Source organism: Occallatibacter sp. FHG110214_02 (assembly GCF_059115385.1).
The window spans coordinates 42,545-64,580 of sequence record NZ_JBZYWK010000006.1 but is presented as its reverse complement, the minus strand read 5'-3'; the positions used below and the strand labels follow the sequence as shown (position 1 = coordinate 64,580).

Below are 22,036 nucleotides of genomic sequence, written 5' to 3'. Positions count from 1 at the left end.
GCTCATGCGCTCGTGCTGTTTCCAAATCACTTCAAGCAAGCCATGTCGAACAGGAAAGCGCAGGGCAGCGGCCATTCAGCCCATCTGCCGAACCTGAACCAGGGAAGCATTCGCTCCTCGGCCAGGATTGTTCCCGGAGACAAATCTCGTGTTCTAGTCCGGCAGCGCCGGGCGGCCCCGTGCCTGAAGCACTCAGGCAGGGCAGTAAAGGATGAGTGTGGCAATCAGTTTGGCAGTATTTGCAGGTCCGGCGGCAGCCGGCGGAGGCATCCTTGGAATGCTTCCCATCCTGCTCCTAATCCCGGTCATGTATTTCGCCATGATCCGGCCCCAGCAGAAGCGGCAAAAGCAGTGGCAGGAGATGCTCTCCAGCATCAAGCCCGGAGACCGCATCACCACCGCCGGCGGCATTCGCGGCACCATCCTCTCCATTAAGGACGACGCCATCATCGTCAAGGTGGCTCCCGACGGAATCAAGATGGAAGTGGCCAAAAGCGCCATCGCCTCTGTCACCACGGAAGAAAAAGCCAGCTAGCGCTCGCACGCATTTATTTTTTTGAACTAGAGAAGCAGGAAGATGAAGAACATCCGAAACCGAGTTGTCCTGATTGTTGCCGTACTCCTTGTTTGCCTGTATGGCATCGTTGGCATTCCCAAGGGCGTTGACGGAAATGCGTGGCTCACCGCGCTCACCAACCGCATTCACCTTGGCCTTGACCTCCGCGGCGGAGCCCACCTCATTCTCAAGGTGGAAGTTGCCGAGGCCGTGAGCGCGGAAACGGACAACACCGTCGCGTCTCTCCAGCAGGACCTGAAAAAGGCCAACGTCGCAGGCTCTGTAACCAAGCCTGACCCGAACAAGCCGACGACGATTGCCATCTCCGGCGTCTCAGGCTCCGGCGCAAGCTCGCTGCGCTCCACACTTGATTCCAAGTACGGCGCCGAGTTCAACATCTCCAGCGACAACGGTAACTACACGCTCACCATGAAGCCGGAGTACCAGACCGACCTCGAAAAGCGCACCGTTGCCCAGGCCATTGAGACCATCCGCGACCGCGTCGATACTCTCGGCGTCAGCGAGCCGGTAATTCAGGAGTACAACCTCGGCGCTAATCAGGTTCTTGTGGAGCTGCCCGGCGTTTCGGATCTCGACAGCATCAAGCGCATTATTCAGGAGACGGCCCGCCTGGAGATTCACCCTGTTGTCGGCGGCCCGTATCCCAATGAGCAGGCCGCTCTGCAGACCACCGGTGGCGCTCTCCCGCCGGATCAGGCGCTGCTGCATGGCACTGGTCCCATGGTCTGCGGCTCGGATGCCGACTGCGTTTTCGTCCTCCAGCGCGCCGCCGTTGTTGCCGGCAACCAGTTCCGCTCCGCCGATCCGGCCACCAATCCTGACACCGGCCAGCCGATGGTGCGTTTCACGCTCACCACGGAAGCTGGCGACAAGTTCTACGACTACACCAGCCATAACATAGGCTCGGCCATGGCCGTCGTCATGGGCAGCCATGTGCGCGAAGTCGCCAACATCCGCAGCGGCATCCGCGATCAGGGCGAAATCGAAGGCAGCTTTAGCAAGCAGGAAGTCGGCGATCTCTCCAAGCTCCTCCGCACCGGCGCTCTGCCTGCCTCGCTCAGCGAAATCGAAACCCGCACCGTCGGCGCTTCGCTCGGCGCGGACTCCATCAAGGAAGGCGTAACCGCAGCCGTTGTAGGCGTGCTCGTGGTCATGCTCTTCATGCTCGTCTACTACAAGGGCTCGGGTATCAACGCAGACCTCGCGCTCGCTCTTAACCTGGTTATTCTGCTTGGCTTCATGGGCTTCTCGTCGGCCACACTCACCCTCCCCGGCATCGCAGGCGTCATCCTGACGATTGGTATGGGCGTGGACTCGAACGTGCTCATCTTCGAGCGCATCCGCGAAGAAATTCGCGACGGCAAGTCAGCATCCGCCGCGGTCGAACAGGGCTTCGGCCACGCATGGATCACCATCGTCGATACGCACGTCACGACGATCGTCTCTGCGGCCATTCTCTTCCTCTTCGGCACCGGCCCGGTAAAGGGCTTCGCCACCACCCTGGTCTTCGGCTTGCTGGCCAACCTGTTCACGGCGGTCTTCGTCTCGCGCACCATCTTTGACGCCCACCTGAATAAGCTCAAGCCCGGCGAGATGGTCTCGATCTAAGGGCGCTTGAAGAAGGATTGAGCTTTCGAACGTGGGATTCATAACCCCAAGGTCGAAAAGCCAAAAGTTTTGAAAGGGCACGGTTGGTAGGCCAGGGATTTATCCCTGGCAACCGAAAGGCCCAAAAGATTTTCGGGGCTCTAGCCCCTGAGGGAAGCATTCAGTGGAACTTTTTCACGGTGTCAACATCGACTGGCTTGGAAAGAAATGGTATTTCCTCGCCTTCTCACTCATCTTCAGCGTAGCCGGCGTCATCTCCATGGCCAATCACTGGATTCACACTGGTACCCCTGTACCCCTCGGCGTAGACTTCCGCGGCGGCACAGAGGTTCAGGTGCAGTTTGCCAACACGCCGGACATCGCCGCTATCCGCTCTGCTGTCAGCGCCGCTGGCATCAACGATGCCAAGATTCAGGCCTACGGCGGTACGGCCAGCAGCAATGAAGTTCTCATCAGCCTGCCTGAGCAGAAGAATGAAAACGCGCTCGACCAGGGCCGCCAGCAGATTGTCAGCGCCCTCAAGGCCCACTACAACAACCCCTTCGATGAAACCAAGGGCGTCAAGGTAGACGTCGTAGGCCCCACCGTCGGCAAGCAGCTGCAGAACAAGGCCATCATGGCCACGCTTTACTCGCTGCTCGGCATGCTCATCTACCTCTGGTTCCGCTTCCAGCTCATCTACGGCGTCGCTGCGGTCGTCGCGGTCTTCCATGACACGCTCATTACCGTAGGCGCTTTCGCGCTGACGAATCAGGAAATCACCCTCACCGTCATCGCAGCCATCCTCACCCTCGTCGGCTATTCCATGAACGACACCATTGTCGTTTTCGACCGTATCCGAGAGAATCTCAGCATCAGCCGCCGCGAAGGGTTGGCCGATGTCGTGAACCGCAGCATCAATCAGACGTTAAGCCGAACCGTTCTGACCTCAGGCTTAACGTTTTTGACTGTACTTTCGCTGTATATTTTCGGTGGACAAGTACTGAAGGGATTCTCCTTCGCGCTTGTTGTAGGCATTCTCATCGGCACTTACTCGTCCATCGCCGTTGCTGCTCCCATGCTCGTTGCATACCAGGAGTGGCGCGCGAAGAACGGTAAGTCTGCCGTGCTGCCTGCGGCCAAGCGCGGTCGGTAAAGCAACCATTTTTCAGGTACGCGGGAGTGGCAAAAATTATTCGTTTTTTCTTTTAAGAAAAAACGTCTGACACAAACTTCAACAGGCTATATTGCAAGAAGAATCTCCCCGGTTGCTTCTATGTGCGAGATGAATTTCGCCATAGCAAAATGAAGTTCGCATAAGTTTGCACAAATTTTGCAGCAGGGTTTTGCATGCAGCGCGCACAGTCTGATATAGGTTGAGCACGCTGAAGTTGAGCGGCGGATATCTCGGGAACATAAAACGTTTCCGCGGTGTCTAAAGTAGAGGAAACCAACACCCGATTCGAGGCTGGCCATGTTTGAAGACTCCACATTTGAATCAGGCGGAAAGATCAAGAGCAAAAGCAAGTATTGGATGCTCGCGACCTTTGGGATCAATGGCGCCATCATCATCGCCATCATCCTGATCCCGCTGATTTATCCTGAGGCGCTGCCTAAGGCGATGATGCAGACGCTGCTTGTTGCCCCGCCGCCGCCCCCGCCGCCCCCACCACCGCCGCCGCCGGCCGCACCCGTGCACGTCGTCCACGTGCAATCGGAGATGATGAATAATCAGCTCGTCGCTCCGACCAAGATTCCGAAAGAAATTAAGAACGTTGCGGAGAAGGAAGCTCCTCCGCAGAGCTTTGGCGTAGCCGGCATGGAAGGCCTCGGTGGCGGTTCAGGCAGTGGCGCCATCGGCGGTGTCTTCGGTGGCACCGGCAACGCTGGCCCGGTGGTTAAGCAGGCTCCTCCTCCGACGCCTAAGAAGATCACGATCTCCGGCGGTGTCGCGCAGGGCATGATTCTTGTCAAGACCACCCCGGTTTACCCGGCCATCGCCAAGGCCGCCCGTGTTTCGGGCACCGTGGTGCTTCGCGCTACCATCTCCAAGACCGGCACCATCGAGAATCTGTCAGCGGTTGACGGTCCTCCGATGCTCCGCCAGGCCGCTCTCGATGCCGTCCGTACGTGGCGTTACAAGCCCTACCTGCTCAATGGTGAGCCGGTTGAGGTGGAAACCACTGTCAACGTCATCTTCAGCCTGGGTGGTTGATCTTTCCGTGGCCCGTCTCCCACGGATACGGGCTGCACGTTTTTCGGTTGAATGCGTCTTTTTGTAAGTCGGACGCGTTCTGTATGCAGCTACAATCGTTGAACCGGAGTTTGAACTGGTTCCTGGAGGTCAGATAGGCTGCCCTCCGCGATCCTCGAAAGCCCGATAAATTGTAGATGCGCCCTTAACCTAGTAAACCTGTATTGCAATAGCAAACTCCTTAGGAGGAACGATTCAGTGATTCTCGCTCAGCTCGCACATTTTGCTTCGCACACGGCCAACAGCCTGGCACTTTTCCAGGACCAGGGCGGAGAAACCGTCAACTTCAGTCTTCTGGGTCTGTGGGGCCACATGGGATGGTTGGCCAAGGCAGTTGCCATCATCCTGTTCATCGAGTCGGTCTGGTCGCTGGCCGTTATGATTGACCGCTACCTGTACTTCTCTGCGGCCCGTAAGCAGTCGCGCGAGTTTGCTCCCAAGGTTGCTGGCGCTCTCAAGGATGCCAAGCTCGAAGAAGCCATCAAGATCGCTGACCGCAACAAGAAGTCGCATCTGGCGGAAGTTGTGACCGCTGGCCTGCAGGAGTTCCGTGCTTCCTCCGGTCTTGCCACCGAGGACACCATCTCCAGCTCCGAGCGCGCTCTTGAGCGTGCCGAAGCCATCGTTCACGCCAAGCTGAAGCGCGGCCTCTCGGTGCTCGCCACCATCGGTGCAACTGCTCCGTTCGTCGGACTGTTCGGCACCGTCGTCGGCATTCTGAACGCCTTCCAGCAAATCGCCACCCAGAAGACTTCCGGTATCGGCGCCGTCGCCGGTGGTATTTCGGAAGCCCTTGTCACCACGGCGTTCGGTCTGCTCGTGGCTATCCCGGCAGTTATGGCCTTCAACTACTTCACCGGTCGCGTTGAGTCGTTCGATGTCGAAATGGACAACTCTTCGAGCGAGCTCGTTGATTACTTCATCAAGCAGAGCCACAAGAAGTAAGCGCGAGCAGTTTGCCTGAGCGGAATTCTGCGGCGGAGGAAAATGTTTCTCCGCCCGCGTTCCAAACTTTCAGGCCAATTTAACGATAAGTAGTGAAGAAAATTCAAAGCATGGAGCCAGACAATGGCGGTAGCAGTTCGTAACGAAGGCGGCAACGTTAACTCCAATATCAACGTCACCCCCATGGTGGACGTGATGCTGGTGCTGCTCATCATCTTCATGGTCATTACGCCGATGCTCCAGAACAAGGTGCAGGTGGAAATGGCGCAGGTCGAGAATCCGACCGCGATGCCGGATGCGGACAAGGAAGACGCGATCGTTGTGGCCATTACCCGTGACGGCAGCGTGTACTTGGGGCAGAACAAGACCTCGCTCGGTGAGCTTGGCAGCCAGATTCAGAACAAGCTGGCAGACAAGCCCGGCAAAACGGTCTACTTCCGTGCCGATGCCCGTGCGCAGTACCGCGTGGTTGAGGACGCCATTGACGCCGCGCGCACCGCGGGTGTGGAAGAAGTAGGCTTGCTGACGCAGAAGCGTGAAGGCGCTGGCGGAGCGGGCGGCGAATAACGCCGTTCAGACCGCGCAATCACAAGGTTTTCTCTCGAGGCGAAGTTCAAAAGACGGGTCTCACGAGACGGTTCTGAGGAACCAAGGAGTTTAGAGCCATGGCATTTTCAACAGGTAACAGCGGCGGTGCAATGGGCGAGATCAACGTCACGCCCATGATCGATATTCTGCTGGTGTTGCTCATCATCTTCATGGTGATCGTGCCGGTTACGCCTAAGGGCTTGGATGCGCTGGTGCCCCAGCCGCCCAAGAATCCTCAGCAGCAGCAGCCGAACGACCGCACCATTGTCGTACAGATCGAAGCAGCTAAGAATGGCCCGCCCACGTATAAGATTAACGAAACACCGTACGCCAAGAGCGAGCTTCTGCAGCGGCTTACCGACATCTATTCCAACCGTGCCGAGCGCATCATGTTCGTCAAGGGCGATGATGATGTGAACTTCTCGTATGTCGCCGAGGTCATCGACATCGCGCACGCGGCCAACGTTGACCACATCGGACTCATGACGCCGAAGATTCTCGCCGGGCAATAGGACACGAGCGATTGCGGCGTAATCTCCCTCGCAATCGCTTTATGGTCTGCATCCGCGCAGTACAGTTTTGAGCTGTGTTACGGAGTCTCCCCTCCCGTAGCCGGATCCAAGTTCCAGGCGCGCAACCGCCTGCCTGAAGGAGAAGAACAGAGACATGAATCAACCCGCACGTATTACGGCTCTCGCGGTTGCCTTGGGCGGAATGATGCTTAGCCTTAGCGGATGCGACCGTCTGAAAGCCCGCGACCAGCTTAACAAGGGCGTGGAAGCATACAAGAGCGCGCATTACGAAGAGGCCATCAACCACTTCCAGCAGGCCACCAGTTTAGACCCCAACCTGCCCATGGCAAAGACCTACCTTGCCACTGCTCTCGCACAGAACGTTGTTCCTGGTCTCACCTCCAAGGAGAATCTCAAGAGCGCCGATCAGGCGATTGGTCTCTTCCAGGAAGTCCTGAACAAGGACCCGAACGATGCGAACAGCGCCAAGCAGATTGCAGCCATTTACTTCAGTGTCGATGACTTCGACAAGGCTAAGGATTGGCAGAAGAAGGTTCTCGCCATCGATCCTAAAGATGCGGAAGCCGCTTACACCATCGGTGTAATCGATTGGACGCTCGCCCATAAGAATGCGTTAGCAGTTCTTCAGGGCGTCAACGCCACCGATGACGGCGAAGGCAACGTTAAGGCCGGCAAAGCCGCTCTTGCGCAGATCAAGGACAAGAATCAGGCGCTCGTCGATGAAGGCTTGCAGTTCCTGAATCAGGCCATTGCCAACCGCGCTAACTACGACGACGCAATGACCTACCTCAACCTCGTTTACCGTCGCAAGGCCGACGTGGACTACGCCGACCCCAGCGCGGTAAAGGCCGACGTGGCCGCCGCCAAGGACTGGAGTTCCAAGGCCATGGGCACCCGCAAGGCAAACGAAGAGAAGAAGAACCAGGGCCCTGGCGGTATCGTCATGGATTCCAACGGCCAGATGAAGTAAATCTCCGGCTTGGTTCAACAACCAACGGCCTTCGCGAAAGCGAAGGCCGTTTTCTTTTCCCCTGAAACGAATATCTTCAACAATACGTACCGTATGAATAGAAAATGCACGTAAGGACGCGACATGCCCATACTCGATCTGGTTACGATTCTCAGTCTTGGTTTCATGATAGGTAACGAGCTAGCGGTTTCCTTGTTCATCAATCCCGCTCTATGGAAACTGGACCCATCGCCGCAGGCTCAAGCATTAAGCATTCTTGCGCGCTCACTTGGAAAGGCCATGCCTTTCTGGTACATACTCTGCCTGCTCCTGCTTATTGCCGAGGCATACGTATGGCGGTACAGCGGCATGCATGCGTGCCTGATATACGCAGCGATAGCCATCTGGGCGCTTGCAATTCTTTACACGGTGATTTTTCTTGTGCCAATCAATAATCAAATCGCTCAGCTTGATGCAGGCTCGCTATTTCCGGGGTGGCGAAGCATGCATGCGAGATGGGATAAGCTACATCGCTGGCGCATCCTCATGCTGACAATAGCCATGGCATGCTTTGTATGGAGCACGGTCTCCAAGTGTATCTGAGCAGGTAAATTACCGTTCGAGCAAAAAACAAAAGTGCGCAGCCGAAGCTGCGCACTTAGCCATTTCAACGACCACGTTTACTGAGCGCTGTTCTTCAGAACCTGTTCCGCGAAGTAGTTCTTTACGCTCGCCTGATCATGTAGCGTTTCCCGGTAAGCAGTCTGAAGCAGCTCTGCTTTACGGTTGCGCAAGCCCTGGCGAATGATCTCATGCGTGCGCGGATCACTCAGGTCGCGTTGCCCGGCAGCTTCCCGGCTATTAAGCTTCAGAATCTGGTAGCCAATAACCGCCTTGTGCGAAGGGTCGGAGACAGGAAGCGCGTCGGTAAACTGCTCTGGCTTGAGCTTCGAGATGGCGTTATAAACCTCAGGATCGCTGTGCAGCTGTGTCTCGGTCACAAAGCCCATATCGCCGCCATTGTTGGCAAACTGCGGATTCTCTGTGAACTGATTGGCCAACTGCCCAAAGTCCTCGCCGGACAACAGCCGTCCGCGAATTGCCTCAATTTCCTTCTTTGCCTCAGCCTCATTCGGAACGTGCTTTGCTTGCGGAGTGCTGTTCTGCTGCGGAGGATTGCCGCTCACCAGGATTTGCGAGATGCCGTAGCGCGGCTCAATCAGGTTGAACTCAGCCTTGTGCGCGTTATAATACGCAGAAATCTCGGCATCCGTCACGCTGATCTTCGCCTCAATCTCTTTGTTCATGAGCTTGGTCTGCGTCAACTGCCGCCGAATATTGTTCTTCAGGTCGTCAAGCGTAATATTGCGTGACGCAAGCTGCTTATTGAACTCTTCTTCCGTGAAGCCCGTCTTCATCTCGGTAATCTTGGCGTTCACGTCCTCGTCGCTGGCTACAAGGTTCAACTTGGCGGCTCGCTGCTGCATGATCTCATCTTCAATCAGGCTGTGCAGAATGTTCAGGCGCTGCAGGTCGGCCTGCTCATGCGAAGGCTGCTGGTTCGGATCGCTGAGGCTCGCCGTGTAGTACTTATCTAACTCCGAGCGAAGAATGTCCTTGTTATTGACGGTGGCTACAACATCAGGGCCTGCTGCATGATGGCATCCGGCGGAGGCCAGCAGAAGTGCGCTTCCAATCAAAACAACAGCCGAACTGCGGCGGACAGGGAAAAGAGCTTCGAGTTGCAACCTTAATCTCCTCAGAAGCTGACTTCAGCTTCCAGCCTTTAAGGATAAATGGTGAGGGCAGGGAACAGGGATTAGGGAACAAGGAACAGGGTAAAAAAACTTCGTATAGTCTCGAACCTGACTTTACAGTCGTTTTTGCTGTTGTCTTCTATTCCCTAATCCCTATTCCCTGCTTTTTACCTTCCGCCGTCCGCAGGCTTGGCCGCAGCCGGTGCGGGAGCTTCCGCCGGGGGAGGTTCCACTCCCGCGGCCTTTAGTGCACGGTCAATCACCATCCAAACCTGTTCCTTCGGCAGCGCGCCGTCAATCCGCTCGCCGTTGACAAACACCGCAGGTGTGCCTTCAATGTTGAGCGCAGAAGCCTCATCCATTGAAGCGCGAATCGCCGCCTCGTCTTTCTTTTCCAAGCAGGCATTCAGTTTCGGAGTGTCGAGCTGTCCCACCGCCGCAAGGTCGCGGGCAATGCGGTCCAGTGCGGCGGCGCTCTTCACAGGATTGCGATCCGCGCCCGTAATCTCTTCCCCATGCGAGTGCAGATAGTCCACATACTGCCAATAAACCTTGCCGCTCTGCGATGCCAGGCAGTTCGCGTTGATGGCCGCGTGCATCGCCCATGGATGAATCTCCACCAGCGGATCGTCCTTATAGACAAAGCGAACCTTGTCCTTGTAGCGCTCAATCGTGTCAGGGAAGAGCGTCGAGTGCATCCGTGCACAGAACGGGCACTCCAGATCGTCAAAGTTCACAACCGTCACCGGCGCAGAAACATTGCCGCGCACAGGCCGGTTGGCCACATCAATATGTAGCACCGGAGCATCTGTCAGGCTCATCGTCTCCATGCGCGCCAGCTTGGAGTTGTCCTTGGAGATAAGAAAATCAATCGAAGACGTATGGCCGTTTTTGGAGATCGTAACCGGCAGCGAGTCATAGCCTGGCACCTGCGAAGCCTTCCGCTCTCCGACAGAAACGTTGTAATCCGGCGGAATCTGGTACCGCGAACGGACCATGACTTCAATATTGCGGGTGAGCGTAGAATCAGCCTGCTGAGCGGGCTGGGCTTTGCATCCTGCTGCCAGCGCAAGAGCAAGCAAGCAGGCCTGTAAACGAAATCGAACCAATGGAATTTCCTCTGGATAAAGGATAACGCAGGGAGCGCACAGCCTTTGGACGCTCCACAGCCGAAATCGGACAACGGGTACCCAGCTTCGCGCCGCATTTGTTTCTGTCGCCAGTCAAAGACATATTGATAGCTTTTTACGGCTCTTGCCCTTTATCTCCCCGCTGTTCCCGGATTCCTGTTCCCTAATCCCTGCCTTATAATGAAATATCACGTAGATTTTCCCTTTGCGGGGCGTCATGAAGACGCTGCCGCCATGGATTTGGATACTCGAAGACGATGCCGGACCACATTAAAAGCCAACTTCAAAAAGAAATCGCCGCGCTCGAATACGAGCTTGCCCACGAGCTTCCTGCTGAGATCAAGAAAGCCGTTGCCCTCGGCGACCTCTCGGAAAACGCCGAGTACCACATGGCTAAGCAGCGGCAGGAGTTCGTCAATGCCCGCCTCGGCCAGATGAAAAGGCGCATGGCTGAGCTCTCGCTCGTCAACCTCGCCAACATTCCTCGTGACAAAGTCGGCTTCGGTTCTACTGTCGTCGTCTTCGATACGCAGAAGGACGAGGAGCTTGTCTACCGCCTCGTCACCAGCGAGGAATCGGACGTAGCCAAGGGCCTTATCTCCACCACCTCGCCCATCGGCCGCGGCCTTGTTGGCAAGCGTGTCGGCGACGTGGCCACCATCATCACTCCCAACGGCAAGCGCGAGCTCGAAGTCCTCAAGCTGACCACCATTCATGACGAGGCCGAGAAGGCTGAGAAAGAGGGAGCCGGCGAAGGCTCCGCGCAGTAAAGGCAGACAAGGAAATGACAAGAGGTAGTTTGTAATGACATGGACAGGCGGCTTTGGCCGCGCCTGCGCCTGGCTCCTCGACAAGATCGTTCACGGTCTGGCGCTCTCCCGCATCTCGCCGAACTTTCTTACCTTCATCGGACTAGTCATCAACATTGTCGCGGCCTTTTTCTTTGGCCATGCAGATGCCACCAACGCTGGCCGCATGTTCTTCTACGCTGGCCTCGTCATCATCGGCGCTGGTCTCTTTGACATGGTCGATGGCCGCGTAGCCCGTCGCACCAACCAGGTCACTGTTTTCGGAGCCTTCTTTGATTCCGTCATTGATCGCTATTCCGACGTGGTGCTCTTCTTCGGCCTGCTTGTCTACTACGCCCGCGTCAACCACTTCCGCTATGTCGTGCTGACAGCCTTCGTCATGGTCACGTCGCTTATGGTCAGCTACACCCGCGCCCGCGCTGAAGCCCTCATCGGCTCCTGCAAAGTTGGCTTCATGGAGCGCCCCGAGCGCATCGTACTTATCATCCTTGGCGCGCTCTTCAACCACTGGGGAGTAATGGCCCCGGTTCTCTGGGTGCTCGCGGTGCTTTCCACCATCACGGTCATTCACCGCATCCAGTACACATACCAGAACACCAAGCAGATGGCGCCGCTAAGCCAGTAGAGCAGCTTTTAGCTGTTAGCTCTTAGCTAACAACCAAAAGCCCACCGAAAGGTGGGCTTTTATCATTGCCTTGCCGAAGATAAGCACAAACGCCAGTCATCCCAGCAACGAGCTAAGAGCTAACGGCTAAAAGCTGCTTTTTCACCGCCTCCACTGCGTAAGAAACTCCGTCACAGACGTAGGCTGCATATGCCGCATATCCTCAAACTCGCCGCCAATCTGGCTATGCAGTAGTTTGCCTTTTTCATCCAGCACAGCCAGCGCTGGAACGCCCTTGTTCAGCGGAATCCTGTATTGCTCCGCAATCTCCGTATTCGCGTCCATGTGGCCAATATTCACATGCACCAGCACGTAGTTGGCCTCAAGCAGTGGCAAATTCCGCTCGTCGTGAAAGTAGACATCGAGCACCTTACAATCCCCGCACCAGTTGCCGCCAAAATCCAGGATCACATGCTTGTGCGTAGCCGCGGCAGTCTTCAAAGCCGCGGCAATCTCAGCCTTCGCCGCGGACGGATCAGGGTAAATATCTTTGGGTGCGGAAAACACAATGGCCGGAACAAGAGCCACTGCGGCAAGGGGAAGCAGTCGAAACAACTTCACGCGAACAAAACCTCCGGGGAATCTCAGCGAGTAAACGCCAATGTATTTTCGATGCGCTTCCCCCTCCGGGCGGCGCACGTTTACTCTGGATACAGATGAGCGACCTGCGCAAACGACTCGAATCCACGGCCTACGCCGACCTGAACGCCATGATGGAGAGTTACGCCTCCGCCGCCGTCGAGACCGCGCGCCGCAACTTCCGCCACACCCTCGACTACACCTCCGAATCCATCGATACTCTCGATGAAATCCTCGTCACCGTCTCCGAAAGCCCTGATAGCGACGTGGAATTCGAGACCCGCCTATGGGGCAGCTATCTCGGCGAAGTTCTCCGCCGCCGCTACGCCGGCCTCTGGGAGATGACGCAATACCCCGGCGCACAAGGCGGAGCGGCACAAGCCGCCATGCCGGCAGTTGACGTGCGCGGCTCGCGCCTCTTCCCGCTCATGAAAGTCCACCGCCGCCTCACCATGGGCGAAGAAGACGATCTCGGCAGCTTTTTCGCCATGGTCACCGAGCGCCTCGGCAGCCCCGCCCGCGTAAACTGAATCCAATCCCTGCATTTCTCCTAATCGCACCCGATTGTGAGACAATTATTGTTGTTCAAGGACACGCGCGTCGTTCCAGTAACCAAGTTGCCGAACTGACGCGCAGAGGAGCATTACGATGGGCGATCTATTACAGCCGTGGCACTTGATTGTGTTGCTAGTTGTTGCGTTCTTACTTTTCGGCGCCAGGCGGTTGCCGGAGCTTGGCAAGGGCCTCGGCGAAGGTCTCAAGGGCTTCAAGGAAGGCCTGAAAGGCATTACCGATCCGACTCCAGCCGCTCCCACGCAGCAGCAGAACGCCTCCACTCCGCCGAGCGGTGAGCAGAAGCAAGCCTAATCGCCGCTTCCATTTCATTTCTGGTTCTAATACGAAAGGCCTGTGCGATGCACAGGCCTTTCGTATCGTTAAGGGAAGTTTACGACGAGCAGGCCGGAGGGAGCAGGGGCCTTCAGGCCCCTGAAAGAGCAGGGAAACAAGGGGGGCTTCAGCCCTGGATTGCTCAGAAAATCGCTATATGAGCGGCCAAAATCAAAAGGCCTGTGCATTGCACAGGCCTTTCGTATTTCTATATCCGCTGCGTTCTAGTGAACACCAGCGTCCGTCGCATTCGGGAAGTATCCCAGCGGAGCGATGACTTCCAGGTTCGGCCGGTTGATACGCACATCAATCTTGCGGAAGCGGCTGTCATACGGCGGAATGTGGCTGGAGTAGTAGAGCGTGTAAAGCGACCGTGCTTCCTTGGCCAGCTCCATGTAGCTCTTTTCAATGTTGTTCACGCCATGCTCAGAGTCAAGCAGGCCGCCCGTCTGGAACGTGTACTTCACCAGCACATTGTCATACATAGTGAATGGCAGATGGATGCGGCTCAAACGTCCTTCGCCCCACCGCGCAGCCTCGCCTACCAGTGTGCCGTAAACGGAAACGTGATTGGTCTGAAGATATTGCACCACGTCCTTGAGCTTGGCCTTCGAGCCATTCTCCTTGCCGTCCGAAATCACGTAAATAATGCGCCGGCGTTCCTTGGGCCGTGTGGAAAGCTCCTTGCCCGCCGCCAGGATTGCATCATTCAGCGTGTGAATCTCCTTCGGAATCGTCATGAAGTACCCGTTGCCGGCGCTCTTGCCTGCCTGCAGGTTCGGGTCCACGCAGTTGCCGTTCTCGCGGATGTTGCAGCTTGCAAACGGTCCGTCATTCACCGGGTTCAACTGCTCCGTGCCCGAAGACTTCGTCATCGACAGGATGTACGGCACGCGGGCGCTCTGTGCCCCCGTAAAGCCGCCCGACTTGTTCTGTGGCCCGTTGCCATAGCTGAAAACGGAAATCTCGTCATAAGGCGTCAGCGCGCCCTGGATGGCCCCGAGTGAATCATTCACCTGCGCCATAACGTCGCGCGGCAAGCTCTGGTCCACAACAAAGACGACAGAGAGCGGACGTCCTTCCGAACCAGAGTAGAAGAAGCGCAGCGGTTCGTACGTGTTGTTTTCGTAGACCTTGAAGTCGCGCCAGGTGAGGCCGCCAACCTGCTGGCCCTTGGAGTCCTTCACCGTCACCGGAACTTCCACCAGCGTGGTGTACACGCGCAGAATATTGCCGAGGTCTGCGATTGGCGGCTCCTGCGGCGGCGTCTGCTGCTGGTCTCCCTGCGAAGTGGCAGGCGGAGGCGTAGCCGGTGCAGCCTGCTGCGGCTGCGGCACAGCGCCCTGGATATCTCCCCCGGAGGTAGAAGCCCCACTGGAAGAAGACTCCGTGCCCGCGCCACCGCCGGGCTTAATCGGCCCGGAAACAGCATCGGTCAGCGGAGGCGCACTTTGCTGCGGAGCAGGCGCGTCAGGAATCGGCGACGGTTTCTGCTGCTGTTGTTGCGCAAGAGCGGGCGCATTCAGGTTCAGTGTCAGGCTCAAAAGCGCCGTCAGCGCCGAATATTGCAATACAGACTTCACGGGTATCCTGGTCCTCCACACGGCTCGTTTCTCCCGTAATCTGGCAGCGGCCGTGGCTCTGGCTCTTCCTCAAAAAACGAAAGGCCTGTGCATTGTTCAGACTATCAGACGCGCGGAACCGATAAAAGACAGGGATCGAGGGAACGAGCGGCCAAGGGAACAAGGAAACGGACATCCGGGATATGCCTCCATACTTCGTTACTTCGTTCTCCTGCAAAATCTAATGTACCCACGCGCCTGCATTATGCTCTCTTCATTGGGATACGTCTAACTAGGATGAGATGGGGATGAAAAAGCTTTTCCTGATTTTTGCGTCGTTTCTTGTGCCGTCCGCCGCCTGGGCGCAGCTTCCGCCCACCCCGGACGCGCCTCCGGTGAGCAATGCTCCCGCGCAGCCGGAGGACGAAACCCCCGTCGCCACCCTCAAGCTCAACGTCAACCTTGTGGATCTCTACTTTACGGTCAAAAACAAGTCCGGCGAGCTCGTCCCGCACCTTAACCGCGAAGACTGCGACGTTGCCGAAAACAAGGAGCCGCAGAAGTGGAAGACCTTTGCGGCGGAAACCGACCTGCCGCTCACGCTGGGCATCCTGCTCGACACATCGGGCAGCCAGCAGCGCGTCCTCCCGCTGGAACAGGACGCCGGCAGCCAGTTCCTTGAACAGATTCTGCGCAAAAAGGACCAGGCGTTTGTTGCGTCCTTTGACGTTAATGTGGACCTTTTGCAGGACTTCACCAACTCGGCACACCTGCTGACCCGTGCCCTGCAAAGGGCGGAAATCAACACAGCCGGCGGCAACGGAGCAGGCGGAATCCCCGGAGCGGGCGGCGGAACTGTGCCTGTCTACGGCGACCCTAAGGGCACGCTCCTTTACGACTCCATCTACATGACCTCGCACCAGAAGTTCGACGAGCAGACCGGGCGCAAGGCCATGATTATCCTCACCGACGGCGAGGATCAGGGCAGCGACCACAAAATAGGCGAAGCCATTGACGCGGCCATCAAGTCCAACGCCATCATCTACGTCATCCTCATTGCGGACGTGCAGGGCTACGGCAACTGGGGCTATTCCGGCTACTCGGCAGCGAAACGGCTGAGTGACGAGACCGGAGGCCGTCTCATCAACGTGGGCAACAACGGCAAGAAGCTGGCCGCCGCCTTTCAGCAGATTGCGGATGAGCTGCGCACGCAGTACATTGGCACCTATACTCCCACGAATGCCAAGCAGGATGGTACCTTCCGCAAGCTCTCCATCACCTGCAAGGGCGAGGATATGAAAGTGCAGGTCCGCAAAGGCTACTTTGCGCCTACGGCTGAGAGCGCTAATAACTAAGTGTCCACAGATTGTGTGCGACTCCGTGTGTATGCGCACAGCGGGGTGCTTTCCCATTTCTTTTGTTTTGTATGGGTTGTGGGTGATTGCACAGGGACTGTGCAGTTTCTTTATTCCGGAACTGTGCAAAAGGCAGGGTACAGGGTGCAGGGTATAGGGGATTGTGCCTGCCATTGCGTGCATGGGGTTCTCCTTTCTTTGGAATTAGCGAGTTAGCGGAAAAACAGAACGGCCCGATTCCTTTGGAATCGGGCCGTTTTTCTTCTGCTGATTCTATTGTGGCAGATTTCGCATAATTGAGCGCAAATCCGGAGAGGAATTTTGCTCAATGGAATCAATGAGTTAGGAAATATTTTTCGATTTGTGGCTTGACAGGATTTTTTCCACAGGCGGCGGGAGAGCTTGATGCGGGGAGAACTGGCGGTATGGGTATCCCGGTCCCCAAATGCGAGGGACCGGGGGCACCCGTACCCGAACCGAAGTTTGAGTCTGGTTTGGAAAAGGCAACTGCAAGAACGACTGCTGAGATCCTTCGGCAAATTTCGGGTGGGATATGGGGTGCCTGGTTTCTGGGGGATGTTTTCGGGGTGGAAATCGAGCAAAATTTACACGCTAAGTCGAAATTGCTTGATTTTTGCAGGTGGGTGTCTGGGCGGAATGCTGTGAGGATGTGTCTATAAGTTACAGATAAATATTTGGTTAAGTTGGTATTTTCGGTTTCCTTATGAGATTGGCGCGCTGCTTGCAGTAGAACTCTTTAGTAGGGGCAATGCTCCGAACAGATTGAGCAGTTCTCGGCGAATATTTATTGCGATAGAGAGGTTTCTCCCCCATGAAAACCGCGATCGTAGCAGCCATGGCTTTGGTTGGTGTTTCCAGTATTCCTTTTCATGCGCAGCAGAGTATGGGCTCAGGCCAGATGTATCTGGCCAGCAGCTCTGTTGGCAACACGGCAGGCGCGGCCAGCTCCGGCGTCGCTTCCACTGAGGGCCAGCTTGTACATACAGTGGGAGCCGCGGGCCGCGCCTTGAACAGCGCAGCGCCCAAAGCGAGCAACGGCCCTCGAGCAACCGCCCCTGGCGCAGAAGCGCCGGCGGCTCATGCCAAGGCAGTCCCCGGCGCAAGGTCCGCCGGGAGTGCCCACGGCAAGCCTTCCCCAATTCACCGATAATCCCAACCCATTTCGCGCCGCCTCCGTGATTCCTGGGGGCTCGGGCTCCATTGCCGGGAGAGGCGGCGCAGGTTTCCTTGTTTCAAAAAAAGATTGCTGTCCTCCCCCAGGACGCAACGGGCACGGTGCAGGCGCTGTCGGAGCTTGCTCCGTGCCTGTTTGTTTTCAGGCGCTGAAATAATTTCGCGGGATTCGGAACCACGCGGCAACCTCTTCGCAAGAGTCTCCGTCATACCCGTCTTTCAGCCGAAGGCTCGAATCGCCCGGCTGGAAGACAGATATTGCGCTGCACCAGAACAGTTGGCGCGGCGGAAGTAACGGAATCGGACCAATGGAGGTTTCCCCCAAATGAAACTCGCTTATAACGCAGCTCTTGTACTGGCGGCTCTCTGCACCATTCCAGCCGCCGCGCAGCAACCCGTTACGCTTCAACCGCAGCCGGATTCTCCGCAGCCACAACAGCAGCAGGCAGCGCCTCCGGCTCAACAACCGGGCCAGCAGCAGGACCAGGCCGCGCCGCCCGGCCAGGCGGCACCAGCCAAGCCTCTCAGCCCGGTGACAGGTGAGCTGACCTCGAAGCTGGACTCGAAAACCGCCAAGGTAGGCGACAGCGTGGTGCTGAAAACCACCGCCAACACCACCATGGCCGATGGCACGGTGATTCCCAAGGGGTCCAAGATTATGGGGCATATTACCGAGGCGCAGCCGCATGCGGAGGACTCGAATGGTCGAGTCACTTTGCAGTTTGACCAGGCGCAACTGAAGAGCGGGCAGAGCATGCCCATCATGTCCGCGATTCAGAGCGTGGCCCCGTCAGAGGATAGCAGCGCCAGCTCCGGCAGCGGTGGAATGCCGATGTCGAGCGGAGCGCCTGCGGGCGGTGGTGGTTCTGCGGGTGGAACCAGTGGCGGCAGCTCAGGAGGCTCGGCCTCACGGACAGCTCCGGCTCAGCAGGCTCCGGCAGCACCAAGCCCCAGCATGGCTCCCTCAGGTGGCGGAGCAGAGCAGAGCGGCCCTCCTCCGGGAACAGCCGTAGCGCAGAACGGCAACGTCGTCATTCGCACAACAAGCGTGCCGGGCGTGCTGGTAGCATGCAGCGCCAGCGGACGCCCATTCTCGAATGCCTCTGGCGCACTGATAAGCGCGCGGCAGGACGTGCATCTGGATGGTGGAACGAAGGTGATGCTGGCCATTGCCAGCACAAGCGCCCCCGGCAACAGCCGCTAGGGCAAGGGGGCAGGGATTTCTGTGCTGAGAGGGGTGCGCGGGAATCCCTGCCTTGTTTTTGGGCAGTCTGTGCTGATTTCAAACACACGTTACGAACAGCAGCGCGGTTGCGGCGTAGCCCGTAATCTGGCAGGGAAGATGCGGTCTTACTACTATCGGCTTGACGGTGCAGAAACTTTAGCAGCTGTTTATTTTTTATCTACGAGAAGTGAGTAGCAGCGATGAATGAGCATGAGCTGGCAGTAGAAACGGTTGAGATTAGCCCGCGTTTTCGCAGGACGATTGAACAGCGGATTGCACGGCTGGAAGAGGGCGCGGCAAGGGATGAGGCGCTGCTTGCATGGATTGAGAATGCCGACCATGTTCGGCGCCAGCAACTGCTGGTTGCTACACAACGCACCGAGGCGCTGCGCATGCGGATTTTTCTGGACCGCTCGCGCACGAGGTTGCCGAGGCCGCTGATTGCGCTTTAGCTGTGCGAAGTTTTGAGGGCTTATGCCTAAACTAAAAGGGCTGCGAAAAGCCGAAAGGGCCGCTTTCTCCGTGCAGGGAGAAGGCGGCCCTTTTGCCTTTGGAATTTGGAGCACCGAGCGGGAATTGAACCCGCGAATACTGGTTTTGCAGACCAGCGCGTTAGCCACTTCGCCATCGGTGCTTGAGGCAGGGACATAGGGACCAGGGACGTAGAGACAAGGCTGGAAGCTTTGCCGGATTGTCTCCTGTTTTTCTAGTCCCTCGTCCCTAAACTAAAAATCCCACCTCGCATTGTGCGGGTGGGTCTTGTTTGCTGCTTAATCCGTTGGTGGATTGGTTAGCTCAGCAAAGACGCCCGCGTGGCGCTGCTCTCACAGCAGCACAGACAACACGCGTTTGCTTTGCAGTTCTTCATTCCCAATCCTTCCCCGCGCTTTTCACTGCGAGTATTCGTAGGGTAGAGGCTGGGCGGGGAACTGTCAACCCCATGTTGCTGCGGGGGCTGGTTCCGGGTTAGCTGGTGAGCACGGCAGACAGCTCCGCTGCACGTTCCAGGGCGCGTGCTGCGAGGACCATGCAGACCGCGAGAAGAGGGTCCGTGTTTTCTTCCAGCGTGAGGGTGTATTCGAGGCCTTTGAGGAAGGAAAACGGGCGCGCAATGGTGGCAACTGGAAGGTCATCTTTGAATATCGAGAGTTTGCTTTGGCTGTGCTGCTGGAACGTATAGCTCTCGCCGTTGCCGGTGCATTTGTAGATGGGCGACCAGGTTTTTTGGTGCTCGAAGGAGTACGTGCGGCCGTCCTGAAAAACGAAGCGGAACCGGCTGTGCAGGATTGTGGACTCCTCTTCCAGGTGCGCGACTACAGCGCCTTGGGAAGAGATTTCAAGCTTGTGCTGGAAGAAAGAGGGAAGCGACTTGGCCAGCAGGCTTCCGGACGGGGTGGAGATTTCGTATTCCAGCGTGCGCCACTTGTCGCGTTCATGGATGGTGATGTTCATAGCAGACCTTTCCTGTTTCGTTAACAATCAAGGTGCCCGGTTTCATAATAGTCCATATGGAGAACAAAAAGCACGAACTGAATTATTTCCTGGTGGACGTGTTTACGGAAACCGCGCTGGCGGGGAATCCGCTGGCCGTGGTGAACAACACGGCGAACCTGACAACGGCACAGATGCAGGCGATTGCGAAGGAGTTCAACCTTTCCGAGACGACGTTTGTGGAGCGGCGGGATACGGCCACCGAGCAGGCAGAAGGCGTGCGCGTGCGCATCTTCACCACGCAGGAGGAGCTGCCGTTTGCGGGGCATCCGACGCTGGGTACGGCGAGCGTTTTGAAGCTTATCGCGCCGGAGACGGTGCAGGGCGATACGGTGACGCTTGCTGAAAATGTGGGGCCGATTCCGGTGCGTTTTGCGGACGCTGCAAAGCCGCTGGCAGGCGAGATGACGCAGCGCGATCCGGAGTTTGGCGTGGAGCTGGATGCGGCGCGTGTGGCGGAGCTTTGCGGGCTGAGCTTGGAGGATTTGGAGCCGGGTGCGCCGCCGCAGGTGGTCTCTACGGGGACGGCGTTTGCCATCGTTGTGTTGCGCAGTGTGGAGGCGTTGGGGAGGCTCAATGTGCGCCAGCAGGAGGCTACGGCCTGGCTACGCTCGCTTGGAGCGCGGTGGTTTTATGTGATGGCTCCGGAGGGAGACGCTTTCCGAGCACGGATGCAGTTTAACGGCGGCGAAGATCCGGCGACGGGTTCGGCTGCGGGATGCGCAATCAGCTATCTCGTCCGGCGCGGGATTGCTCCTTCCGGAAACAGGATTCATGTATGCCAAGGTGTTGAAATGGGACGCCCCAGCGATCTTTTTTTGAGCGCAAAACTTGACACGGCAAAGGTCACAGAAGTGCGTGTAGGGGGCAGCACTGTTCTTGTAGCAACCGGAAGGCTTTTCCTGCCATGATGCACAAACTTTCAACAGGTTTTCATCGTTCTAAGTAGCTTTGGTTGTTGCATGTAGCGAGTTTCACTCAATTGCCCGGAGTTTTCCACCGCCTGCTTCGACAGATTTTCGCCCTTGCATGGATATTCCGCCCGCCGTACTCTTGGCAAGCATTGAGGAAATTGAGCCGGTACAGAAATCGCATTCGTGGAATGCAGGAGACCGGATTTTGACGCAGGCTTCAACCGCAATCAGGACGCGCGTGAAGGCTGACCTCTTCAAGTTTCGATTGCGTGATTCTGTCTGCATTGGGCGCTGTTGATCGATAGCGCGTTCTTCTGCCGATAAGCCATTCACGTTTCCCGGAACCCTGAAGAGTTCCGGCCACGCCGGCTATTGCTCCCAACAATTCGGCTGTCTCTAAGCTGCGCTAACCAGCGCGGCCCGGGAAGCCTTTTGCCTTGATTTTGATTCGATTTTTAGAAGGAGTGTTCCCCCCGCTATGAGGCCCAAGAAGATTATTCTCGCAGTTGACGACAACGAACAGGAGCTTTCCGTACTCGCCTTCATGCTTACGACCAATGGATACCGCGTGGTTACCGCCACGAACGGGGAAGACGCGATCGGAATTTTTGCTGAGACTTCTGTGGACCTGGTGCTGGCTGACCACGGAATGCCACAGATGGATGGCAGCCAGTTAGTGGGGAGACTGAAGGGGATTGCCAGCCACGTGCCGATGATCCTGATGTGCGATCCGGCGCGCGTTGCCGACCAGATGCATAATGCCGATGCGCTGATGGCGAAGAAGAACTGCTCGGCGACGGAACTGCTGGAGAAGATCAAGATTATGAGCGCACGCAAGCGCGGCCCGCGCAAGGGCTCCACGCGGCTGCATCCGCAGCATCACCTGGCCGTCGCGTCGTAAGAACAGGGTATCGGGTACAGGGGAGTGTTGCTTTGATGGCGTTCCTGCCGCCCATTTGCATCATGATCTGAAAAGCAGGGAACAAGTGTTTGCTGGCATGGGTGCTTCGCAATGTTTCTGTACCTGCACCCCGT

24 protein-coding genes and 1 tRNA gene are annotated in these 22,036 nt (G+C 57.0%); 19 read left to right on the top strand and 6 right to left on the bottom strand.

From position 1 onward, the window contains the following. Positions 1–217 precede the first annotated feature (217 nt). The 9 genes from yajC to AC5S3R_RS07420 all read left to right on the top strand — a co-directional run bounded on the left by yajC (position 218) and on the right by AC5S3R_RS07420 (position 8,036). Positions 218–535 (top strand): preprotein translocase subunit YajC, encoded by a 318-nt coding sequence (gene yajC / locus AC5S3R_RS07460; protein ID WP_494266391.1) that lies wholly within the window; start codon positions 218–220, stop codon positions 533–535. Between the two features lie 42 nt (positions 536–577). Beyond that, the gene (secD, locus tag AC5S3R_RS07455; RefSeq protein ID WP_494266390.1) at positions 578–2,185 is read left to right on the top strand and encodes a protein translocase subunit SecD; all 1,608 of its coding nucleotides are present in this window, start codon (positions 578–580) and stop codon (positions 2,183–2,185) included. 163 nt (positions 2,186–2,348) lie between these two features. After that, positions 2,349–3,320, top strand: a complete 972-nt coding sequence (gene secF / locus AC5S3R_RS07450; RefSeq protein ID WP_494266389.1) for a protein translocase subunit SecF — start codon at positions 2,349–2,351, stop codon at positions 3,318–3,320. 318 nt (positions 3,321–3,638) lie between these two features. Beyond that, positions 3,639–4,379 (top strand): energy transducer TonB, encoded by a 741-nt coding sequence (locus AC5S3R_RS07445; RefSeq protein WP_494266388.1) that lies wholly within the window; start codon positions 3,639–3,641, stop codon positions 4,377–4,379. 237 nt (positions 4,380–4,616) lie between these two features. Then, positions 4,617–5,363, top strand: coding sequence for a MotA/TolQ/ExbB proton channel family protein (locus tag AC5S3R_RS07440; RefSeq protein ID WP_494266387.1), 747 nt, complete (start codon positions 4,617–4,619; stop codon positions 5,361–5,363). A gap of 123 nt (positions 5,364–5,486) precedes the next feature. Further along, on the top strand, positions 5,487–5,930 hold the full coding sequence (locus AC5S3R_RS07435; protein ID WP_494266386.1) for an ExbD/TolR family protein: 444 nt from the start codon (positions 5,487–5,489) through the stop codon (positions 5,928–5,930). Between the two features lie 98 nt (positions 5,931–6,028). Next, positions 6,029–6,463 carry an ExbD/TolR family protein gene (locus AC5S3R_RS07430; RefSeq protein WP_494266385.1) on the top strand — a complete coding sequence of 145 codons (435 nt, stop codon included), beginning with the start codon at positions 6,029–6,031 and terminating at the stop codon, positions 6,461–6,463. A 154-nt stretch (positions 6,464–6,617) separates the two neighbouring features. Then, a complete protein-coding gene (locus AC5S3R_RS07425; RefSeq protein ID WP_494266384.1) occupies positions 6,618–7,454 on the top strand; it encodes a tetratricopeptide repeat protein in 837 nt (278 codons plus the stop codon). Between the two features lie 123 nt (positions 7,455–7,577). Beyond that, on the top strand, positions 7,578–8,036 hold the full coding sequence (locus AC5S3R_RS07420) for an anthrone oxygenase family protein (RefSeq protein ID WP_494266383.1): 459 nt from the start codon (positions 7,578–7,580) through the stop codon (positions 8,034–8,036). Positions 8,037–8,113: 77 nt separating this feature from the next. Here the strand turns inward: AC5S3R_RS07420 and AC5S3R_RS07415 are convergent, their stop codons facing one another. Next, a complete protein-coding gene (locus AC5S3R_RS07415; protein WP_494266382.1) occupies positions 8,114–9,181 on the bottom strand; it encodes a SurA N-terminal domain-containing protein in 1,068 nt (355 codons plus the stop codon). A 176-nt stretch (positions 9,182–9,357) separates the two neighbouring features. After that, positions 9,358–10,299 (bottom strand): DsbA family protein, encoded by a 942-nt coding sequence (locus AC5S3R_RS07410; protein WP_494266381.1) that lies wholly within the window; start codon positions 10,297–10,299, stop codon positions 9,358–9,360. Positions 10,300–10,577: 278 nt separating this feature from the next. On the opposite strand from AC5S3R_RS07410, the gene AC5S3R_RS07405 reads away from it, so the two are divergent. Then, on the top strand, positions 10,578–11,090 hold the full coding sequence (locus AC5S3R_RS07405; protein ID WP_494266380.1) for a GreA/GreB family elongation factor: 513 nt from the start codon (positions 10,578–10,580) through the stop codon (positions 11,088–11,090). Between the two features lie 34 nt (positions 11,091–11,124). Then, the gene (locus tag AC5S3R_RS07400; RefSeq protein WP_494266379.1) at positions 11,125–11,754 is read left to right on the top strand and encodes a CDP-alcohol phosphatidyltransferase family protein; all 630 of its coding nucleotides are present in this window, start codon (positions 11,125–11,127) and stop codon (positions 11,752–11,754) included. Positions 11,755–11,895: 141 nt separating this feature from the next. Here the strand turns inward: AC5S3R_RS07400 and AC5S3R_RS07395 are convergent, their stop codons facing one another. Beyond that, positions 11,896–12,354: a thioredoxin family protein gene (locus AC5S3R_RS07395; RefSeq protein WP_494266378.1), complete on the bottom strand. Its 459-nt coding sequence runs from the start codon at positions 12,352–12,354 to the stop codon at positions 11,896–11,898. Positions 12,355–12,449: 95 nt separating this feature from the next. Here AC5S3R_RS07395 and AC5S3R_RS07390 point away from each other — a divergent pair, with 95 nt between their 5' ends. Both AC5S3R_RS07390 and tatA read left to right on the top strand, forming a co-directional pair. Further along, complete coding sequence (locus AC5S3R_RS07390; RefSeq protein ID WP_494266377.1) at positions 12,450–12,902, top strand: hypothetical protein; 453 nt, start codon at positions 12,450–12,452, stop codon at positions 12,900–12,902. A 118-nt stretch (positions 12,903–13,020) separates the two neighbouring features. After that, the gene (gene tatA / locus AC5S3R_RS07385; protein ID WP_494266376.1) at positions 13,021–13,239 is read left to right on the top strand and encodes a twin-arginine translocase TatA/TatE family subunit; all 219 of its coding nucleotides are present in this window, start codon (positions 13,021–13,023) and stop codon (positions 13,237–13,239) included. A gap of 245 nt (positions 13,240–13,484) precedes the next feature. On the opposite strand, the gene AC5S3R_RS07380 is transcribed toward tatA, so the two are convergent. Then, the gene (locus AC5S3R_RS07380; protein WP_494266375.1) at positions 13,485–14,843 is read right to left on the bottom strand and encodes a VWA domain-containing protein; all 1,359 of its coding nucleotides are present in this window, start codon (positions 14,841–14,843) and stop codon (positions 13,485–13,487) included. Positions 14,844–15,130: 287 nt separating this feature from the next. Between AC5S3R_RS07380 and AC5S3R_RS07375 the strand changes: the two genes are divergently transcribed. The 4 genes from AC5S3R_RS07375 (at position 15,131) to AC5S3R_RS07360 (ending at position 19,048) form a co-directional block, all read left to right on the top strand. Next, a complete protein-coding gene (locus AC5S3R_RS07375) occupies positions 15,131–16,177 on the top strand; it encodes a VWA domain-containing protein (protein ID WP_494266374.1) in 1,047 nt (348 codons plus the stop codon). An 832-nt stretch (positions 16,178–17,009) separates the two neighbouring features. Continuing rightward, complete coding sequence (locus AC5S3R_RS07370; RefSeq protein WP_494266373.1) at positions 17,010–17,348, top strand: hypothetical protein; 339 nt, start codon at positions 17,010–17,012, stop codon at positions 17,346–17,348. A 348-nt stretch (positions 17,349–17,696) separates the two neighbouring features. Beyond that, positions 17,697–18,575 carry a hypothetical protein gene (locus AC5S3R_RS07365; protein ID WP_494266372.1) on the top strand — a complete coding sequence of 293 codons (879 nt, stop codon included), beginning with the start codon at positions 17,697–17,699 and terminating at the stop codon, positions 18,573–18,575. 221 nt (positions 18,576–18,796) lie between these two features. Further along, positions 18,797–19,048: a hypothetical protein gene (locus AC5S3R_RS07360; protein ID WP_494266371.1), complete on the top strand. Its 252-nt coding sequence runs from the start codon at positions 18,797–18,799 to the stop codon at positions 19,046–19,048. Between the two features lie 106 nt (positions 19,049–19,154). Here the strand turns inward: AC5S3R_RS07360 and AC5S3R_RS07355 are convergent. Beyond that, positions 19,155–19,230 (bottom strand) — tRNA-Cys (locus AC5S3R_RS07355). A 332-nt stretch (positions 19,231–19,562) separates the two neighbouring features. Further along, a complete protein-coding gene (locus tag AC5S3R_RS07350; protein ID WP_494266370.1) occupies positions 19,563–20,048 on the bottom strand; it encodes a hypothetical protein in 486 nt (161 codons plus the stop codon). Positions 20,049–20,104: 56 nt separating this feature from the next. Between AC5S3R_RS07350 and AC5S3R_RS07345 the strand changes: the two genes are divergently transcribed. After that, positions 20,105–20,998 carry a PhzF family phenazine biosynthesis protein gene (locus AC5S3R_RS07345; RefSeq protein ID WP_494266369.1) on the top strand — a complete coding sequence of 298 codons (894 nt, stop codon included), beginning with the start codon at positions 20,105–20,107 and terminating at the stop codon, positions 20,996–20,998. Between the two features lie 481 nt (positions 20,999–21,479). Next, on the top strand, positions 21,480–21,902 hold the full coding sequence (locus tag AC5S3R_RS07340; RefSeq protein ID WP_494266368.1) for a response regulator transcription factor: 423 nt from the start codon (positions 21,480–21,482) through the stop codon (positions 21,900–21,902). The last annotated feature ends 134 nt before the right edge of the window (positions 21,903–22,036 follow it).

Bases quoted from the DNA above. Each gene is read 5' to 3' on its own strand.
- secD (WP_494266390.1), top strand. From the start codon at position 578: ATGAAGAACATCCGAAACCGAGTTGTCCTGATTGTTGCCGTACTCCTT.
- AC5S3R_RS07445 (WP_494266388.1), top strand. From the start codon at position 3,639: ATGTTTGAAGACTCCACATTTGAATCAGGCGGAAAGATCAAGAGCAAA.
- AC5S3R_RS07435 (WP_494266386.1), top strand. From the start codon at position 5,487: ATGGCGGTAGCAGTTCGTAACGAAGGCGGCAACGTTAACTCCAATATC.
- AC5S3R_RS07430 (WP_494266385.1), top strand. From the start codon at position 6,029: ATGGCATTTTCAACAGGTAACAGCGGCGGTGCAATGGGCGAGATCAAC.
- AC5S3R_RS07425 (WP_494266384.1), top strand. From the start codon at position 6,618: ATGAATCAACCCGCACGTATTACGGCTCTCGCGGTTGCCTTGGGCGGA.
- AC5S3R_RS07420 (WP_494266383.1), top strand. From the start codon at position 7,578: ATGCCCATACTCGATCTGGTTACGATTCTCAGTCTTGGTTTCATGATA.
- AC5S3R_RS07405 (WP_494266380.1), top strand. From the start codon at position 10,578: ATGCCGGACCACATTAAAAGCCAACTTCAAAAAGAAATCGCCGCGCTC.
- AC5S3R_RS07400 (WP_494266379.1), top strand. From the start codon at position 11,125: ATGACATGGACAGGCGGCTTTGGCCGCGCCTGCGCCTGGCTCCTCGAC.
- AC5S3R_RS07390 (WP_494266377.1), top strand. From the start codon at position 12,450: ATGAGCGACCTGCGCAAACGACTCGAATCCACGGCCTACGCCGACCTG.
- tatA (WP_494266376.1), top strand. From the start codon at position 13,021: ATGGGCGATCTATTACAGCCGTGGCACTTGATTGTGTTGCTAGTTGTT.
- AC5S3R_RS07375 (WP_494266374.1), top strand. From the start codon at position 15,131: ATGAAAAAGCTTTTCCTGATTTTTGCGTCGTTTCTTGTGCCGTCCGCC.
- AC5S3R_RS07370 (WP_494266373.1), top strand. From the start codon at position 17,010: ATGAAAACCGCGATCGTAGCAGCCATGGCTTTGGTTGGTGTTTCCAGT.
- AC5S3R_RS07365 (WP_494266372.1), top strand. From the start codon at position 17,697: ATGAAACTCGCTTATAACGCAGCTCTTGTACTGGCGGCTCTCTGCACC.
- AC5S3R_RS07360 (WP_494266371.1), top strand. From the start codon at position 18,797: ATGAATGAGCATGAGCTGGCAGTAGAAACGGTTGAGATTAGCCCGCGT.
- AC5S3R_RS07350 (WP_494266370.1), bottom strand. From the start codon at position 20,048: ATGAACATCACCATCCATGAACGCGACAAGTGGCGCACGCTGGAATAC.
- AC5S3R_RS07345 (WP_494266369.1), top strand. From the start codon at position 20,105: ATGGAGAACAAAAAGCACGAACTGAATTATTTCCTGGTGGACGTGTTT.
- AC5S3R_RS07340 (WP_494266368.1), top strand. From the start codon at position 21,480: ATGAGGCCCAAGAAGATTATTCTCGCAGTTGACGACAACGAACAGGAG.